Below are 17,501 nucleotides of genomic sequence, written 5' to 3'. Positions count from 1 at the left end.
GGCAGGCGCAGCGGCGCCGGCCGGCGTGCGCGCGGCGGAACGATCCGTCGAGACACGCAAGCCCTTGTTGCGCAGCAGATCGAGCGCGGCGCTCGCGCCGCTGCGTCCGCCCGCCGATGCAGCGGGCGATTCGAACGGGTCGTCGGACGCTTGCTGCGTTTGGGCAGGCACAGGCGCGGGCGCGGGTTCGGCGGCAACAGGCTCAGCCGCTGCGACGGGTTCGTCCGCCGGTTTCGCGCTGGCGGCTTCGATCGAAGCCGGTTCCGGCGATGCAACCGGCGACTCCGCCACGGCTTCCGTGCTGACGACTTCGACCGGCGCGGCGGCGACTTCGGCCTGAACCGGAGCTGCGGTCGCTTCGTCTTCCCACGGCGGCACGACGCGCGGCTGCGCGGCACTCGCTTCAAACTTCGAGGGTTCAGCAGGCGCGGATTCCACCGGCTTCGCTGCCGCAACAGGCGCGGGCTCCGGCGCAACGACGCTCGGCGTAACCGGCGCGACCGACGTAATAACCGGCGTAACCGGCACACTCGCGCGCGGCGCAGCAACGGGCGCGGCAATCTGCGGCTGCGTATCGGCACGCGATACCGGCGCGGCGTTCACAGCCGGAGCCGATGCACGCGCACTCGCGACACCTACCGCAGCCGGCTTCGACGCCGGCGCGCTACCGACACTCCCCGCGCTCACCGAAGGCTCGAACGCCAGCATGCGCAGCAGCGCCATCGTGAAGCCCGCGTACTCGTCGGGCGCGAGACCCAGTTCGCTGCGACCCAGCGTGGCGATCTGGTAATAAAGCTGGACCTGCTCCGGATTCAGCGCCTGCGCGAAGCGGCGCACATCGTCGGCCTCGGGCCATTCGTCGAGCACCGAAGCCGGCGCGAACTGCGCCCAGCCGATGCGATGGAACAGACTCGCGAGATCCTGCAGCGCCGTCGAGAACGACAGGCTGCGCAGCGCCATTTCGTCGGCGATCGCCAGCACATTGGGGCCGTCGCCGGCCACCAGCGCGTCGATCAGGCGAATCAGATAGCTCTGATCGAGCGCGCCGAGCATGCCGCGCACGGCCTCTTCCGTCACCTGATTGGCCGAATACGCGATCGCCTGATCGGTCAGCGAGAGCGCGTCGCGCATCGAACCGTCGGCGGAGCGTGCGAGCAGACGCAGCGCCTGCGGCTCGAACTCGACTTTTTCTTCGCCGAGAATATGCGTCAGATGCTCGACAATATTGCCGGCCGGCATCTGCTTCAGATTGAACTGCAGGCAGCGCGAGAGCACGGTGACCGGAATCTTTTGCGGATCGGTCGTCGCGAGAATGAACTTCACGTGCGGCGGCGGCTCTTCCAGCGTCTTCAGCATCGCGTTGAAGGCGTGGTTCGTGAGCATGTGCACTTCGTCGATCATATAGACCTTGAAGCGCGCATCGACCGGCGCGTAGACGGCGCGCTCGAGCAGCGCAGCCATTTCGTCGACGCCGCGATTACTCGCCGCATCCATTTCAACGTAATCGACAAAGCGCCCTTCGTCGATTTCCCGGCACGCGCGACACACGCCGCACGGCTTGGACGTCACGCCGGTCTCGCAATTGAGCGCCTTGGCGAAGATGCGCGAGAGCGTCGTCTTGCCCACGCCGCGCGTGCCCGTGAAGAGGTACGCGTGATGGAGACGCCCGCCGTCGAGCGCATGCGTGAGCGCGCGCACCACGTGCTCCTGTCCGACGAGCGAAGCGAAATCCTTCGGTCGCCACTTGCGTGCGAGAACTTGATAGGTCATCCGGAAATTGTATCAGCAACGCCCGCGCGCTCCGATGAATCGGAAGGCGCCGAACGCCTTGTGTGCGGGCGTGCGGGACGGGATCGCTCGCGTCCGTCGCAACGGGCGCGAAAGCGCGCGTAATACGGCTCGACACAGGTGCAAACGGGTATGACGCGAAAGACAAACGCGGATGAACGCGCGGAAGCCAAATGCTACGCGAGCAAGCTGACGCAATAGAAAAACCAGAGAAGACCGACGGAGAAACTGCGAGGAGATGCTGCAAGATGCGCGCGAGGCGCAAGAAGAAAAAGCGAAGGTGACGAGCCTGACCCTCGGCACTGGCGGAAAACGGCTGTGGCTGCTTCGTTCCCGACCTGACCAGGTTGACCGCCCCACCATGCGAGGAGGCCCGTCACGAAGCATTCTAACATCGCTGGACCCGAATTGAGAATGCCGCACTGCAAAACTCTTTGCGCAGCGCCGCCGAACGCCAGCGGGAGACCTGCTGTAACGCCCTTCCCGCCGCCCTTCCAGGGAATTCATGCAGCCCTCAGGCAGAGTCCTTGCAAACCCGCGCCACGACACCATATCGGAATTGTGCGATATGTCGGGTTCCCCACGCTTGCATTGCATTACAGTGCGGCAGCACGCAGTCACGCTGCGCGGCACACGGAAAATCGGCATAAGCCTGTGCGCCCCGTTGCACGTAATCTGTGCACGCGACGCACGAAATGAAGGGAAAAATGTGGGAAACCCTGCTGCCGACCTGCGTACTATCACCGTCGGCAACGCATAGGGATTTAGGCTACACTGGCGTCGATCGTCGTCAGGACAGCCTTGGCGACTCGATCCGGTCCCGCCCGGCAACGCTTGGGCATCGCCGGATATATTCTGGTTTTTGGTGTATCGTGGCGAGCAATTCAATCAGCCTCGATCCGAAAGAGGTATTCATACAATGAGCGAACAAATCAAGCACATCAGCGACGCATCGTTCGAACAGGACGTCGTTAAATCCGATAAGCCCGTCTTGCTGGACTTCTGGGCCGAATGGTGCGGCCCCTGCAAGATGATCGCGCCGATTCTCGACGAAGTCGCGAAGGACTACAGCGATCGTCTGCAAGTCGCGAAGATCAACGTCGACGAACATCAGTCGACGCCGGTGAAGTTCGGCGTGCGCGGCATCCCGACGCTGATCCTCTTCAAGAACGGCGCCGTCGCGGCGCAGAAGGTCGGCGCATTGTCGAAGTCGCAGCTCACCGCGTTCCTGGACAGCCACCTGTAAAAGCGTTCCGGCCGCCGCGCGCCCTGCCCTCACGGCAGCCGCGGCAGCGCTGCAAGGCGCATCAGGCCGGTCACGGGCATGTTGTCAGCCGACAACATGCCCGTTAAAAACATGCCGAAACATGCCGCAGGGCTTCACTGGCGGTTTCTGGCGTGTGCTATGCTAGAATTCATAAAGCGTCGTATCCGGCGCCCCATATAAGTCCTTGAGCGGTTCCGCTCGTTCTTTTCCCCCTGACTTCTTTTCGTCGCATCCTCCCCGACGGGTTCTCCGTATGCATCTTTCCGAGCTCAAGTCTCTGCACGTGTCCGAATTGATCGAGATGGCCAATGGCCTCGAGATCGAAAATGCGAACCGCCTGCGCAAGCAGGAACTGATGTTCGCGATTCTCAAAAAGCGCGCCAAGACGGGCGAAACGATCTTCGGTGACGGCACGCTTGAAGTGCTGCCGGACGGATTCGGCTTCCTGCGCTCGCCAGAAACCTCGTATCTCGCCAGCACGGACGATATCTATATCAGCCCGTCGCAGATCCGCCGCTTCAATCTGCACACCGGCGACACGATCGAAGGTGAAGTGCGTACGCCGAAGGACGGCGAACGCTATTTCGCGCTCGTGAAGGTGGACAAGGTCAACGGCCAGCCGCCGGAAGCCTCGAAGCACAAGATCATGTTCGAGAACCTCACGCCGCTGCACCCGAACAAGGTGCTGCTGCTCGAGCGCGAAATGCGCGGTGAGGAGAACGTGACGGGCCGCATCATCGACATGATCGCGCCTATCGGCAAGGGTCAGCGCGGCCTGCTGGTCGCTTCGCCCAAGTCCGGCAAGACCGTGATGCTTCAGCACATCGCGCACGCCATCAAGCAGAACCACCCCGACGTGGTCCTGTTCGTGCTGCTGATCGACGAGCGTCCGGAAGAAGTGACGGAAATGCAACGTTCGGTCGCAGGCGAAGTGATCGCCTCGACGTTCGACGAACCGGCCGCGCGTCACGTGCAGGTCGCCGAAATGGTGATCGAAAAGGCCAAGCGTCTCGTCGAAATGAAGCACGACGTCGTGATTCTGCTCGACTCCATCACGCGTCTCGCGCGCGCCTACAACACGGTCGTGCCGGCTTCGGGCAAGGTGCTGACCGGCGGTGTGGACGCCAACGCGCTGCAACGTCCGAAGCGTTTCTTCGGTGCGGCACGTAACATCGAAGAAGGCGGTTCGCTCACGATCATCGGCACCGCGCTGATCGAAACCGGCAGCCGCATGGACGACGTGATCTACGAAGAGTTCAAGGGCACGGGCAACATGGAAGTGCACCTCGAGCGCCGTCTCGCGGAAAAGCGCGTCTACCCGTCGATCAACCTGAACAAGTCGGGCACGCGTCGCGAAGAGTTGCTGATCAAGCCGGACATCCTCCAGAAGATCTGGGTGCTGCGCAAGTTCATCCACGACATGGACGAAGTCGAAGCCATGGAATTCCTGCTCGACAAGATTCGCCAGACGAAGAACAACTCCGAGTTCTTCGACATGATGCGCCGCGGCGGCTAAGGCCTCGCGCCCCGCTCGCTGCAGCATCTGAAACGCCCGCTCCTAGCGGGCGTTTTTCATTTTCGGACGCGTTAGTGCGCTGATTTCACACAATAAACCGTTGCGGATACGGGGAGGCACAACCTGTACGTGAACGTTCACGTTGAACTATAATTCCTGGTCTGTATTCACTGCCGCCTGCCCGGCCGGCCACCGATGTCCAGACCCGCCAGACCGGACCCTGCTCCGGACGCCAACCCGCTCCTCACCGTGCGCGACGCCGCCTTGCGGCTGAACGTCACGCCACGCACGCTCAAATACTACGAGGAACGCGGGCTCGTTACCCCGACGCGTAGCGAAGGCCGCTACCGCCTCTACGACGAACACGATCTCGAACAATTCGCGCGCATTCTGCGCTTGCGTGCGCTCGGCTTTTCGTTGCACGGCATCACCGAAATGCTCAAGCGTCCGCTGGAATCGGTCGGCGACGGGCGGCGGCGCTACTCGCACGAATCGCTGCAACAGATCGCCGACGCGCTTGCGCAGCAGATCGACACGCTCGATGCGCGCATCGGCGCCGTGCGACGCGAGTTGAAGGAAGCGCAAAGCGTGCGCGCCGAACTCGCCGACGATCTCGACTATCTGAAGCGACGCCTCGCGGGCGAGCCGTCCGAAGCGCTGATCGGCGAACGTCTGGCCGCCTCGCGCCGACGCAAAGACGCCGAACGCAGCGCACCACCGCTCGCCCAGGCACCCGCGGCCGCCGCGCTCAAATCCGCGAATAAACCCGGCCATGCGCGCGCCACCAAGGGCGCGAAAAAACGCGCGCAGAAGCGCACGCAAAAGCAGTCCGACGACGAAGACGGAGGCGAACGCGCATGAGCGCCTCCTCCACCCGCGAACCGATCTTCAGCGCCGCCCGCCTGCGCGGCGACTTCTTCCCTTGGGTCCTCGCTGTCGCGACCGGACTCGACTATTACGACAACGCGATCTTTTCGTTCTTCACGAGCTACATCGCGGGCGGCATCAACGCCTCGCCCGACGAGCTCGTCTGGTCGTCGAGCAGTTATGCCGTGTGCGCGGTGCTCGGCATCCTGCAGCAGCAATGGTGGGTCGAGCGCGTCGGCTACCGGCGCTACGTGGGCGGCTGTCTGCTGCTCTATGCCGCAGGGTCGGTAGCGGCGGCGCTGTGCGAATCGTCGATCGAACTGGCTTTCGCGCGCGGCTTCCAGGGCTACTTCATCGGCCCGATGATGGGCACCTGCCGCATCCTCATCCAGATCAGTTTCACGCCGCAGCAGCGCCCCGTCGCCACGCGCGCGTTCCTGATTCTGATCGTGCTGTCGAGCGCGCTCGCGCCGCTCGTCGGCGGCTATCTGGTGTCGTATTTCGACTGGCGCGCGCTGTTCGCCTTTTCCGCGCCGGCGGGCGTGCTCTACGCCGTGCTGGCGCTGCTCGCGCTGCCCGATTCCGGCCACGTGCTGCCCGAGGAGCGCGGCGCGTCGCACTTCTGGCCGTACATCATCTTCGCGTTCGCGCAGGGCGCGCTGCAGATCGCCATGCAGCAGGTGCGCTTCGAACTCTTCACCACGTCGCCGGAAATTCCGCTGCTGACGCTCGCGGGCATCGGCTCGCTCGCGTGGTTCGTGTGGCATCAATGGCATCATCCGAAGCCGCTCGTGCGGCTGCACGCGCTGCGCGAGCGGCCGTTCCAGGTCGGGCTGCTGCTGTACATGTTCTACTACTACATGACCACGGTGCTCAGCTATCTGGTCTCGCGTTTTCTCGAGAGCGGTCTCGACTATCCGGTCGAAAACGCCGGCCGCCTCACCGGCATCACCTCGCTGATTTCCGCCACCGCGCTGTTTCTTTACTTCCGGTATGCGAAGTTCGTCACGCACAAGAAGTGGATCATCGTGCCGGGCTTCCTGCTGACGTTTTTCGTGGCGTTCTGGATGACGAAGATGACGCCCGACGTCAGCGAAACGTGGCTGATTCCGCCGCTGCTGCTGCGCGGCCTGTTGCTGCTGTTCATCGTGCTGCCGGTGGCCAATCTCACCTTTCGCATCTTCGATATCGACGAGTTCACACACGGTTACCGCTTGAAAAACATCGTCCGTCAGTTGACGATATCGTTCGCGACCGCCACGGTCATCATCGTCGAGCAGCATCGGCTGGCGCTGCACCAGACGCGACTCGTGGAATTCGTGAATCCGCTCAACCCGATCTTTCAGGACACGTTCGCGAAGCTGACGCATGCCTTCGAGGCGCTCGGCCGCTCGCCGGGCGAAGCGCACGGCCTCGCGCTCGCGCAGGTCAGCCGGATGGTGGCGCAGCAGGCGAGCTTCCTGAGTTCGCTCGACGGCTTCTACTATCTGATGGGCGCTGCGATCGTCGGCGCGATATTCGCCGCGTGGCAAAAGCAGATCGACTGAACACAACTGACGCGATGCTTTCGAAACTCTCCAGCTGGTTCGGCGCGCGCCGCCGCGAAAAGGCGCTGCGCACCTATGCGATCGACGACGCGCTCTGGCAGGCGACGCTCGACGGACTGCCCTTTCTCGGCCACCTCGACGCCGCCGATCTCGTGCGCCTGCGCGAAATCACGAGCCTGTTCCTCGCGCAGAAGGAATTCTCGACCGCGCACGATCTCGAACTCACCGACGCGATGACCGTGGCGATCGCCGCCCAAGCCTCGCTGCCCGTGCTGAATCTCTCGCTCGATCTGTACAAGGGCTGGGTGGGCGTGATCGTCTATCCGGGCGAGTTCGTGATCCGCAAGACCGTGGAGGACGAGGACGGCGTGGTGCATGAAGTCGAGCACGACGCGAGCGGCGAGGCGTGGGAAGGCGGCCCGGTGATCCTCTCGTGGGAAGACGCGCAGATGACCGACGGCAGCGACGCCTACAACGTCGTGATCCACGAGTTCGCGCACAAGATCGACATGCTGAACGGCGAAACCGACGGTCATCCGCCCCTTTATCGGCGCTGGCACGCGCCGCTCGACGCGCAGGCGTGGGCCGACGTCTTCGACAACGCCTACGACCAGTTCTGCGACAAGGTGGATGCGGTGCCGGAACGCCGCTGGAAGCGCTTCGAGCGCGACTCGCTGATCGATCCCTATGCGGCCGATCATCCGTCGGAGTTCTTCGCCGTGTGCAGCGAGGCGCTGTTCGTCACGCCGACGGCCTTCGAGGCCGAATATCCGGAGCTTTACCGCCTGCTCGCGCGCTATTACCGTCAGGATCCGGCGCGGGTGGGCGCGCTCGACGGCCAGCCGGCCTGAAAAAGCTGTGGCGAACCTGCAAATATTCGCCAACCAGCTGATTTTCTGGCATAATCGCGTTTTTTCGACCTTGGGCAAGTGGCTCGCGCGAAGAGCGCCGCGACATGGTGTTGCGGGCAACGTGGGTTGGCTACCGCCAGATTTTAGGAAAGATCATGAAAGAAGGCATTCACCCGGATTACCGCGAAGTTCTGTTCATCGACGTGTCGAACGATTTCCGTTTCGTGACGCGCTCGACCATCCAGACGCGCGAAACCGCCGAATTCAACGGCAAGACCTACCCGCTCGCGAAGATCGAAGTCTCGTCGGAATCGCATCCGTTCTACACGGGTACGCAGAAGATCATGGACACGGCCGGCCGCGTCGAGAAGTTCAACAAGAAGTTCGGCGCACGCGCTACGGGCAAGGCAGCGAAGTAAGCTTCGCTCTCCGGTCATCGTGCCGGACCCGCACAGACGTGTACAAAAAGGGCAGCCCAGGCTGCCCTTTTTTGTTGCCCGCGCCGTCTTACCGGATTTTTCCGACGCTTTCCGACGCTTGTTGCAGCTTACGCTGACACACTGCCGCCGCCCCGCCGTGACGGTCCGGTTTCGACCATCGACCGTTTCATTGCGCTGGCAAGCGTTGGCAACAGCTGACAAGCGTCGCTTGCCGTGACGCGCGCGAGCCTGCCCGGCTAGAATGCCGGATGCTCCGCGACGGCCGCCCGCGACCGTTGCGCTTACTCGAATTCCTTCGCACTGCATGAAGCCAGCCATTCGCCTGACCGCCTCCGCCACCAGCGCCCTGCCGCGCTGGCTGCTGCTGACCATCTGTATCATCTTCGCGTCGTTCGGCCTGTTCGGCCGCGATCCGTGGAAGAACGAGGATGCGGCCGGCTTCGGCGTGATGTGGACCATGGCCGGCGGCACCTCGCACGACTGGCTGCTGCCCAACCTCGTCGGCAAGTACGTGACCGAGAACGGTCCGCTCGGCTACTGGCTCGGCGCGCTGTGCATCCGCGTGTTCGCGCCGTGGGTCGACGCGAGCAACGCCTCGCGCATCGCCACCGGCGTGCTGTTCTGCCTCGCCTGCGCGTTCGTCTGGTACAGCGCCTATCTGCTCGGCCGCCGCGCCGAAGTGCAGCCGTTCAAATACGCGTTCGGCGGCGAGCCCGAGCCGCGCGACTACGGCCGCACGCTCGCCGACGGCGCCGTGCTGATTCTGCTCGCCTGCTTCGGTCTCGCCGAGCGCGGCCACGAAACCACGCCGCAGCTGATGCAGTTCGTCGGCATCGCGATGCTCGTCTACGGCCTGGTGCGCGCCATCGACAAACCCATCCAGGGCGCGCTCTGGTGGGGCCTCGCGCTCGGCATCGTGATGCTCGCGGCCGGCCCGGTGCTGGTCGGCGCCCTGCTGATCGGCACACTCGCGATGCTCGCCGTCGCGCCCGAAACGCGTTCGCGCTGGCTGCTCGTGGCCGGTTTGCCGGTCGCGCTCGTGGTGGGGCTGTCGTGGCCGCTGCTCACACTGCACATCTATCCCGACGACGGCGTCTGGTTCCTCAACCAGTGGGCGCGCACCAACGTCAACGCGTTCGCCGGGCCGCCGGGCACGGTGCTGCGCTACGCGGCCAAGAATCTGCCGCTGTTCACATGGCCGGCCTGGCCGCTCGCGATCTGGGCGTGGGTCAGCTGGGCCGGCCTGCGCCGCGCGCCGCACATCGCGATTCCGCTTTCGGTGATCGTGCCGCTGCTGATCCTCGTGGTCGTGCAGAGCCACGAAACCAATCGCCTGTTCATGCTGGTGCTGCCCGCGGTCTGCGTGCTCGCGGCTTTCGCGCTGCCCACGCTCAAGCGCGGCGCGATCAATGCGATCGACTGGTTCGCGGTGCTGAGTTTCACGATCCTCAGCACCTTCGTGTGGCTCGTGTGGCTGGCGGGCATGACGGGTTTCCCGGCACCGCTCGCACGCAATCTCGCGCGCCTCGCGCCGGGTTTCGCGCCGCAATTCAAGATTCTCTCGTTCGTCTGCGCCGTGGCCGTGACGCTGTGCTGGATCGCGCTCGTGCAATGGCGCGTGGCGCGTCATCCGAAGGTGCTCTGGCGCAGCGTCGTGCTGTCGAGCGGCGGCACCACGCTGATGTGGGTGCTGCTGATGACGCTCTGGCTGCCGGTCGTGAACTACAGCCGGACCTATAAGGATGTGGCGCAGCAGATCGCCGCGCACCTGCCCGCCGATTACCAGTGCATCTCGCCCGTGCGCCTCGGCGACGCGCAGATCGCCACTTTCGCCTACTTCGGCAAAATGCACTTCTCGTTCGACGAGGATTGCGACGTGATCCTGCGACAAGACACCCAGGACTACGGCGAGCCGAGCTCGATGTCGAACTTCGTCTGGAAGCTGGTCTGGGAAGGCCGCCGCGTCGCCGACCGCGACGAGCGCTTCCGTCTCTACGTGCGCATCGACCGCCCGCAGCCGCCCGTCAAAAAGCACGTCTGGCGCAAGCGCCCCGACTGAGGCCGCGGTGACGACGACGTTCCTCGCCGACATACGGCGCATCGCCGGCCTCGCCTGGCCGGTGCTGATCGGCCAGCTCGCGATCATCGCGTTCGGCGTGATCGACACGGCGATGGTCGGCCGCTACTCGGCGCTCGATCTCGCCGCGCTCGGCCTCGGTTCGTCGATCTACGTCTCGGTGTACATCGGTCTCACGGGCATTCTCACGGCGCTTCAGCCCGTGACCGCGCAGCTCTACGGCGCGCGCAAGGACACCGAGATCGGCCTTGAAGTGCGCCAGGCGTTCTGGCTCGCACTCGTGCTGATGGTGATCGGCTTCACGATCCTCTATTTTCCGGGCCCGCTGCTCGACCTCGCGCGCGCGCCCGAAGCGCTGCGCGAACGCACCATCGGTTATCTGCGGCTGCTGTCGTTCGGCCTGCCCGCCGCGCTCGCGTTTCGCATCTACAGCTCGCTCGCCAACGCCGTGGGACGGCCGCGTCTCGTGATGTTCCTGCAAGTGGGCGCGCTGATCGTCAAGATTCCGCTCAATACCTGGCTGATTTTCGGCGGACTCGGCGTGCCCGCGCTCGGCGGTCCGGGCTGCGCGCTCGCGAGCACGTCGATCAACTGGGCGCTCGCGTTGTGCGCGGCGGTCGCGATCACGCGCGTGGACGTCTTCGAGCCGTTCGAGATTTTCAAACACTTCTGCTGGCCCGAATGGAAGCGCCAGGCGGAACTGCTCAAGCTCGGCATTCCGATGGGACTCTCGTATCTGATCGAGGTGACGTCCTACACCTTCATGGCGATTTTCATCGCGCGCCTGGGCACGACGACGCTCGCCGGACATCAGATCGCCGGGAACATGGGCGCGGTGCTGTACATGACGCCGCTCTCGATCGGCGTGGCGACTTCGACGCTGGTTGCGCAGGCGCTGGGCGCCGAACGCCACGCCGAAGCGCGCACGCTCGCGCGTCATGGCGTGATGACGGCGGTCGCGATCGCCTGCGTGTTCGGTGCGATCGTGTTCGTGCTGCGGCCGCTGATCATCGGCGCATATACGCCCGATCCGGCCGTCGCGATTGCGGCGATGCCGCTCGTCGCGATCGTCACCGTGTATCACGTGTTCGACGCGCTGCAGATCACCACCGCCTTCGCGCTGCGCGCCTACAAGGTCGCCGTGGTGCCGACCGTGATCTACGCGATCGCGCTTTGGGGCGTGGGGCTGGGCGGCGGCTATGCGCTCGGCTTCGATGTGTCCGGCAACCTGCCCGTCTGGGCGACCGGCGCACGCGGCTTCTGGCTCGCCAACGCGGCCAGTCTCGTGATCGCGGGCGCGGGACTCGCGGTGTATTTGCAGCGCGTGAGCACGCGGTATTTAAAGGCGGCGTAGTCGTAGCGATGATGGCGACGAGGCCGACGTCATCGCGTTAAAGACCGGCGTTTTCATTTAGCGCTCGCGGTGGTCGAACCACCGCCGCCCCGAGTTGCAGAATCGCGCACGCTTGGCAGTTAGTTGCGTAACTTGCCAGCATTACGCCACACCGCGCGCCGCCTCCACCGTCTGCGCCGCGTGATACGACGACCGCACCAGCGGCCCCGCCACCACCTCGCGAAAGCCCATCGCGAGGCCCGCCTCGCGCAGCGCCGCGAATTCGTCCGGATGCACGTAACGTCGCACCGGCAAGTGAAATCGCGAAGGCGCGAGATACTGCCCGATCGTCAACACCTCCACGTCGTGCTCGCGCAGATCGCGCATCGTCTCGAGCAATTGCGCATCGGTTTCGCCGAGTCCGACCATCAGCCCCGACTTCGTAACGAGCGCCCCACTCACGTTACTCGCGGCCTTCGCGCGCGCCAGCAGTCGCAGCGAGCCGAGATAATCCGCGCCCGGACGCGCCGCGCGATACAGCGACGGCACCGTCTCGATGTTGTGATTGAACACATCGGGCCAGGCCGCGGAAAGCGCATCGAGCGCGCGCTCGATGCGTCCGCGAAAATCCGGCGTCAGCACCTCGACGCCAATGCCCGGCACGCGTTCGCGCACCTGCGCGATGCAGCGCGCGAAATGCGCCGCGCCGCCGTCACGCAGATCGTCGCGATCGACCGACGTAATCACCACATGCCGCAAGCCGAGCGCCGCGACCGCCGACGCGAGATGCGCGGGCTCGTCCTCGTCGAGCGGCGCCGGCCGCCCGTGCGCGACATCGCAGAACGGACAGCGCCGCGTACACAGCCCGCCCATGATCATGAACGTGGCCGTGCGCTGCGCGAAGCACTCGCCGATGTTCGGGCACATCGCCTCCTCGCACACCGAATGCAGACGATGCTCGCGCAACACGGCCGCCACGTCGGCGACCATCGTGCTCATCATCGGGCGCGCGCGCAGCCAGGGCGGCTTGGGCAACGCCGCGCCCTCGCCCGCTGGCACGATCTTGACGGGAATGCGCGCGAGCTTCTCGCGGCTGCGCAAGCCGTGCTGGCCGAGCGCGGTGTCGCCGGCGCGCGGCATGTCGGACGCGACGTGCTCCATCTCAGCCTCCCGCGTCGAAAAAAGCCTTGAGCAGCCGGTTGATCTCGGCGGCGGCTTCCATCTGCACCATATGCCCCTTGCCCGCGATCACCTCGACCTGCACCGTGGGCGCGAGCCCCTGCGCGTGGCGCGCCGGAATGATCTGATCGGCGTCGCCCCAGATCACCAGCACCTTCGGCGCAAGCGTCGAGAGCCGGTCGCGGAACACACGCCGCTGCGCGCCGCCCGCGAAACTCTGCGACGCGATCTTCGCGAGCGCGTCCTGCACGCCTTCGAGCCGCTTGTACTTCACGAGGTCCTCGACGAGCTGACGCGTGACGAGCGCCGGATCGGCGAACAGCTTCGTCACGTGCGGCTTGAGCGCGTTGCGGTTCGTTGCGCTCGCGAAGCCCTCGATATACGCGCCATCGATTTCATCGCCGAGACCTGCGCTCGCGATCAGCGAGAGCGACGCGACCCGCGTAGGCGCGCGCTCAGCCACGGCCATCGCCACCGCGCCGCCCAGCGAATGCCCGACCAGATGCGCGCGCTCGATCTTCTGCGTGTCGAGAAAATCGATCACGCTCTGCGCGAGTTCGTCGAGCGCGCCGCTTTCAACCGCCTTGCCCGACTCGCCATGCCCCGGCAGATCGAGCGCCCACACGGTGCGTCCCGTCGCGAGATCGGCGTGGTTGAACAGCCAGTTGTTGAGATCACCGCCGAAACCGTGGATCAGCACCACGGGTGTGCCATCGCCCTCGCCCAGCTTCAGCCAGCGCACCGTGCGGCCGCCGATCTGCGCCTTCTCCGGTTGCGGCCCCGCGTCGGCATCGCCCGCTTTCGCAGGCACGAAGTCGCGCTGGAATTCGGCGACGGCCGCATCGATTTCAGCATCCGAAGTTTCCTGGTCTGCAACGACGCCGAGCAGCGCGCCCACCGGCAGCGTATCGCCCTCCTGCGCAATCTGTCGTCGCAAGATGCCTTCGAACGCGCACTCGACGCCCGAGGCGATCTTGTCGGATTCGACGTCGAGCAGTTCGTCGCCCTTCGAGACTTTGTCGCCGGGCGACTTGAGCCAGCCGTTCACCTGGCCCTGCTCCATCGACAAACCCCATTTGGGCATCGTGATCATGTGAATCGGCATGACTTCAGCTCCTTGCGGCGCGCGCGGCGGCGGCAATCTGATCCGCCGAGGGGATATAGATATCTTCGAGCGAGGCCGCGAACGGCACCGGCGTATGCGGCGCGGTGACCATGCCGACCGGCGCTTTCAGGTCGTGAAACGCTTTCTGCGCGACCAGCGCGGCGATATCCGTGGCCATCGAGCAGCGCGGATTCGCTTCGTCCACCACCACCACGCGGCCCGTGCGGCTCACGCTTTCAAGGATCGTGTCCTCGTCGAGCGGCGAGGTCGTGCGCAGATCGATCACGTCCGCTTCGATGCCGTCTTTCGCGAGCTTCTGCGCCGCGTCGAGCGCGTAATGCACCATGCGCCCGTAAGTGACGATCGTCACGTCGTCGCCATCGCGCACGATATTGGCCTCGCCGAACGGGATCGAATACGACTCCTCGGGCACGTCGCCTTCCATCGTGTAGAGCAGCTTGTGCTCACAGAAAATCACCGGATCGTTGTCGCGGATCGCGGCGATCATGAGCCCCTTCGCGTCATACGGCGTGGCCGGGCACACGACCTTGAGCCCCGGAATATGCGTGAACAGCGAGGTGAGCATCTGCGAGTGCTGCGCGGCCGCGCGCAGACCCGCGCCGCACATCGTGCGAATCACGACGGGCGTAACCGCCTTGCCGCCGAACATGTAGCGGAACTTCGCCGCCTGATTGAAGATCTGGTCGAAGCACACGCCCATGAAGTCGATGAACATCAGCTCCGCCACCGGCCGCAGGCCGCACGCCGCCGCGCCCACCGCCGTGCCGATAAACCCGCCTTCGGAGAGCGGCGTATCGAGCACGCGGCCCGGAAACTTGCCGTACAGCCCTTTCGTCACGCCGAGCACGCCGCCCCATGCGTCCTGCTCGCCGGGCGCGCCCGCGCCGCCCGCGTTGTCCTCGCCCATCACGATCACGCTTTCGTCGCGTGTCATTTCTTGTGCAAGCGCTTCATTGATCGCCTGCGAATAGGTGATTTTCCGTGCCATTTTCGTCTCCTTGATCTGGAATCCTGACTAATCATCGTTCCCGGCGCAGCAGGCGCTCAGGGATAGGACACGTACACATCGGTCAGCAGCGCTTCGGGCGCGGGCAGCGGCGCGGCCTTCGCCTTGGCCACCGCATCGTCGATCAGCGCCTTCACTTCCGAATCGACTTTGCGCAGATCGTCGGTGCTGGCGAGTTCCGCGCGCACCACGCGCTCCTCGAAGCGCTTGAGGCAATCCTTTTCCTCGCGCAGCTTCTGCACTTCGCCGGGCGCGCGATAGGTCTGCGCGTCGCCTTCGAAATGGCCGAAATAGCGCGACAGTTTCATCTCGACGAGCGTCGGGCCGCCACCGTTGCGCGCCCGCGCGATGGCTTCGCCGAGCGCTTCATAAACGGCGAAGAAGTCGAATCCGTCGACGATCACACCGGGCATGCCGAAGCCGTTGGCGCGATCGGCGATATTGTCCGCGGCCACCGACCACGTCGATGACGTCGCTTCCGCGTAGCCATTGTTTTCGGCGACGAAAATCACCGGCAGACGCCACACCGAAGCGAGATTCATCGACTCGAAGATCACGCCTTGATTCGATGCACCATCGCCGAAAAAGCACACGCCCACGCCGCCGGTTTTCTTCTGCTTCGCCGCGAGTGCCGCGCCGCACGTGAGCGGCCCGCCGGCACCGACGATGCCGTTCGCGCCCAGCATGCCCTTCGAGAGATCGGCGATATGCATCGAGCCGCCCTTGCCGCGGCACGAGCCGGTTTCGCGTCCGTAGATCTCGGCCATCATCTCGCGCACGTCCACGCCTTTGGCGATGCAATGGCCGTGACCACGGTGCGTGGTCGCCACGTAATCGGCGTCGTTCAGGTGGCTCATGACGCCGACCGCCGACGCCTCCTCGCCCGCATAGAGATGCACGAAGCCCGGAATCTCGCCGGTCGCGAACTCGACGTGCAGACGCTCCTCGAATTCGCGGATCGTGCGCATCGAGCGATACGCCGTGAGCAACTGCTCCTTGTTCAACTGATTCGACATGGTTGTCTCCTGATGAAACACAATGGGTCGTGCCTGATTCGTGCCTGAATCGTCCCTGCATTGCCTTCAATGAAACGTGAAGCCTCCATCGACGTTCACCGACTGGCCGGTGACGTTGTCCATCGTCGCGAAGAACAGGGCGAGCCGTCCCATGTCCTCCGGCGTTTGCGCGCGGCCTTGCGGAATCAGCGCAAGCTGATGGCGCTGCCACGATTGCTCGACGCTCTCGCCCTCGTTCTTCCATTCGTCGGAGAGCCGGTCCCACATGTAGGTGCGCACGATGCCCGGACAGATCGCGTTGACCGTGATGCCCTCGCGCGCGACTTCCTTCGCGAGCGCGTTCGTGAAGCCGACCACCGCGAACTTCGAGGCGCTGTAGTGCGCGAGATTCGGAAAGCCTTCCTTGCCCGCGATCGACGCGACGTTGATGATGCGGCCGCGCTTTTGCGTCAGCAGATGCGGCAGCGCCGCCTTGCAGCCGAGAAACGTGCCCTTCGCGTTGACGTCCATGACGAAGTCCCAGTCGCGCTCCGATAGCTCGGCGACCGGATGAATCGAAATCACGCCCGCGCAGTTCACGAGGATGTCGAGGCCGCCGAGTTCTGAAATCGCCCGCGCAATCATCCCGTCGATCTGCGCGGCCTGCGTGACGTCGACCTTGCAGGTGAGCACGCGGCGGCCGAGTTCCTGCACTTCCTTCGCGGTCTGTGCGAGCGCTTCGTCGAGCAGATCGGCGAGCAGCACGTCGGCGCCCGCACGCGCGAGCGTGAGCGCAATGCCGCGCCCGATACCGCGCGCGCCGCCGGTGACGACCGCGACCTGACCTTTGAGGGGTTCGTCCATGCTGATGTCTCCTGTTTTTAAGGGTTTGACGAGGGAAACCTTCAAGCTCGCGCGCGCATGCGTCCTCACGCACGCGTTGCCGCCGCGCGCAGCAACTGATGCGAGGCCGCGTAGCGCAAGGTGCGCCCGACATCGACGGTCAAGGGGCCGCCCCAGTCGAGCGCCACTTCGTAGCGGTCGCCGCGCGACGGTTCGATCTCGCGTTCGCCGTCGAAGGCGAGCGTGCCGTGGCCCGCGTCGAGCGGCATCGCCATGCCGACTTCGAGCCGCTGGCAGGTGCGCATGTTGAGTCGTTCGATGCGGCCCGGCGCGATCGGCGCGAGTATCGGCACGCCCTCGCCACTGGCGTTGGCATCACCGAACGTCATGTGCAGACCGTGCGCCGCATCTCGTCCGACCGGCGCCCACGCGCCGCCGATCGACGCGAGCCCGATGCCGTCGGGCGGCGCGAAGGCCAGAAATAACGATTCGATATCCGAACTATCTGAAATCGCCCGCGCGCCGACGAACGGTTGCCGCGACACGCAGACATCGACCAGTGCGATTTCCTCGCGGCCCAGCGCCGGTCCTTCGACGCAACGCGCGACCAGCCGCTTGTTGCGCGCGAGCGCGGCCTCGGCGGGCACCGCGCCGGTGGCCACGAGA

General features: G+C 64.9%; 14 protein-coding genes, 1 other RNA gene and 1 pseudogene. 8 read left to right on the top strand and 8 right to left on the bottom strand.

Translation table 11 applies throughout. From position 1 onward, the window contains the following. Positions 1-1,770 (bottom strand): DNA polymerase III subunit gamma/tau (dnaX, locus tag G3N97_RS26270; protein ID WP_205995974.1); only part of this gene is annotated, 1,770 nt, incomplete at its 3' end. Positions 1,771-2,067: 297 nt separating this feature from the next. After that, an RNA gene (ffs, locus tag G3N97_RS26265) (signal recognition particle sRNA small type) lies at positions 2,068-2,166 on the bottom strand. 541 nt (positions 2,167-2,707) lie between these two features. On the opposite strand from ffs, the gene trxA reads away from it, so the two are divergent. The 8 genes from trxA to G3N97_RS26225 all read left to right on the top strand — a co-directional run bounded on the left by trxA (position 2,708) and on the right by G3N97_RS26225 (position 11,707). Beyond that, positions 2,708-3,034 (top strand): thioredoxin TrxA, encoded by a 327-nt coding sequence (gene trxA / locus G3N97_RS26260; RefSeq protein WP_065060043.1) that lies wholly within the window; start codon positions 2,708-2,710, stop codon positions 3,032-3,034. A gap of 274 nt (positions 3,035-3,308) precedes the next feature. Continuing rightward, complete coding sequence (rho, locus tag G3N97_RS26255; protein WP_027818379.1) at positions 3,309-4,571, top strand: transcription termination factor Rho; 1,263 nt, start codon at positions 3,309-3,311, stop codon at positions 4,569-4,571. Between the two features lie 195 nt (positions 4,572-4,766). Further along, complete coding sequence (locus tag G3N97_RS26250) at positions 4,767-5,432, top strand: MerR family transcriptional regulator (protein ID WP_205995973.1); 666 nt, start codon at positions 4,767-4,769, stop codon at positions 5,430-5,432. Continuing rightward, positions 5,429-6,985 carry an MFS transporter gene (locus tag G3N97_RS26245; protein WP_205995972.1) on the top strand — a complete coding sequence of 519 codons (1,557 nt, stop codon included), beginning with the start codon at positions 5,429-5,431 and terminating at the stop codon, positions 6,983-6,985. The genes G3N97_RS26250 and G3N97_RS26245 overlap by 4 nt, the downstream gene beginning before the upstream one ends. A gap of 14 nt (positions 6,986-6,999) precedes the next feature. Continuing rightward, complete coding sequence (locus G3N97_RS26240) at positions 7,000-7,836, top strand: M90 family metallopeptidase (RefSeq protein ID WP_205995971.1); 837 nt, start codon at positions 7,000-7,002, stop codon at positions 7,834-7,836. 155 nt (positions 7,837-7,991) lie between these two features. Then, a complete protein-coding gene (locus tag G3N97_RS26235; protein ID WP_065060047.1) occupies positions 7,992-8,255 on the top strand; it encodes a type B 50S ribosomal protein L31 in 264 nt (87 codons plus the stop codon). Positions 8,256-8,580: 325 nt separating this feature from the next. Beyond that, the gene (locus tag G3N97_RS26230; RefSeq protein WP_065060048.1) at positions 8,581-10,335 is read left to right on the top strand and encodes a UDP phosphate-alpha-4-amino-4-deoxy-L-arabinose arabinosyl transferase; all 1,755 of its coding nucleotides are present in this window, start codon (positions 8,581-8,583) and stop codon (positions 10,333-10,335) included. A 7-nt stretch (positions 10,336-10,342) separates the two neighbouring features. Then, a complete protein-coding gene (locus G3N97_RS26225) occupies positions 10,343-11,707 on the top strand; it encodes an MATE family efflux transporter (protein WP_205995970.1) in 1,365 nt (454 codons plus the stop codon). 141 nt (positions 11,708-11,848) lie between these two features. On the opposite strand, the gene lipA is transcribed toward G3N97_RS26225, so the two are convergent. The 6 genes and pseudogenes from lipA to G3N97_RS26195 all read right to left on the bottom strand — a co-directional run. Then, positions 11,849-12,847, bottom strand: coding sequence for a lipoyl synthase (gene lipA / locus G3N97_RS26220; RefSeq protein WP_205995969.1), 999 nt, complete (start codon positions 12,845-12,847; stop codon positions 11,849-11,851). A 1-nt stretch (position 12,848) separates the two neighbouring features. Further along, positions 12,849-13,970 carry an acetoin dehydrogenase dihydrolipoyllysine-residue acetyltransferase subunit gene (locus G3N97_RS26215; protein WP_205995968.1) on the bottom strand — a complete coding sequence of 374 codons (1,122 nt, stop codon included), beginning with the start codon at positions 13,968-13,970 and terminating at the stop codon, positions 12,849-12,851. Between the two features lie 4 nt (positions 13,971-13,974). Next, positions 13,975-14,979: an alpha-ketoacid dehydrogenase subunit beta gene (locus tag G3N97_RS26210; protein ID WP_065060052.1), complete on the bottom strand. Its 1,005-nt coding sequence runs from the start codon at positions 14,977-14,979 to the stop codon at positions 13,975-13,977. Positions 14,980-15,035: 56 nt separating this feature from the next. Then, positions 15,036-16,013 carry a thiamine pyrophosphate-dependent dehydrogenase E1 component subunit alpha gene (locus G3N97_RS26205; protein WP_205995967.1) on the bottom strand — a complete coding sequence of 326 codons (978 nt, stop codon included), beginning with the start codon at positions 16,011-16,013 and terminating at the stop codon, positions 15,036-15,038. Positions 16,014-16,079: 66 nt separating this feature from the next. Then, on the bottom strand, positions 16,080-16,856 hold the full coding sequence (locus G3N97_RS26200) for an SDR family NAD(P)-dependent oxidoreductase (protein WP_205995966.1): 777 nt from the start codon (positions 16,854-16,856) through the stop codon (positions 16,080-16,082). Positions 16,857-16,921: 65 nt separating this feature from the next. Next, positions 16,922-17,501 (bottom strand): annotated as a pseudogene (locus tag G3N97_RS26195) (ATP-NAD kinase); the annotation flags it as partial.

This window comes from Paraburkholderia sp. Ac-20347 (assembly GCF_017104805.1).
Lineage (GTDB): Bacteria > Pseudomonadota > Gammaproteobacteria > Burkholderiales > Burkholderiaceae > Paraburkholderia > Paraburkholderia tropica.
The sequence above is the reverse complement of the archived record's forward strand: the minus strand, read 5'-3'. Positions and strand labels throughout refer to the sequence as shown.

Coding starts and splice junctions, on each gene's coding strand:
- G3N97_RS26215 (WP_205995968.1), bottom strand. CDS start 13,970: ATGCCGATTCACATGATCACGATGCCCAAATGGGGTTTGTCGATGGAG.
- G3N97_RS26240 (WP_205995971.1), top strand. CDS start 7,000: ATGCTTTCGAAACTCTCCAGCTGGTTCGGCGCGCGCCGCCGCGAAAAG.
- G3N97_RS26235 (WP_065060047.1), top strand. CDS start 7,992: ATGAAAGAAGGCATTCACCCGGATTACCGCGAAGTTCTGTTCATCGAC.
- rho (WP_027818379.1), top strand. CDS start 3,309: ATGCATCTTTCCGAGCTCAAGTCTCTGCACGTGTCCGAATTGATCGAG.
- trxA (WP_065060043.1), top strand. CDS start 2,708: ATGAGCGAACAAATCAAGCACATCAGCGACGCATCGTTCGAACAGGAC.
- lipA (WP_205995969.1), bottom strand. CDS start 12,847: ATGGAGCACGTCGCGTCCGACATGCCGCGCGCCGGCGACACCGCGCTC.
- G3N97_RS26200 (WP_205995966.1), bottom strand. CDS start 16,856: ATGGACGAACCCCTCAAAGGTCAGGTCGCGGTCGTCACCGGCGGCGCG.
- G3N97_RS26250 (WP_205995973.1), top strand. CDS start 4,767: ATGTCCAGACCCGCCAGACCGGACCCTGCTCCGGACGCCAACCCGCTC.
- G3N97_RS26205 (WP_205995967.1), bottom strand. CDS start 16,013: ATGTCGAATCAGTTGAACAAGGAGCAGTTGCTCACGGCGTATCGCTCG.
- G3N97_RS26245 (WP_205995972.1), top strand. CDS start 5,429: ATGAGCGCCTCCTCCACCCGCGAACCGATCTTCAGCGCCGCCCGCCTG.
- G3N97_RS26230 (WP_065060048.1), top strand. CDS start 8,581: ATGAAGCCAGCCATTCGCCTGACCGCCTCCGCCACCAGCGCCCTGCCG.
- G3N97_RS26210 (WP_065060052.1), bottom strand. CDS start 14,979: ATGGCACGGAAAATCACCTATTCGCAGGCGATCAATGAAGCGCTTGCA.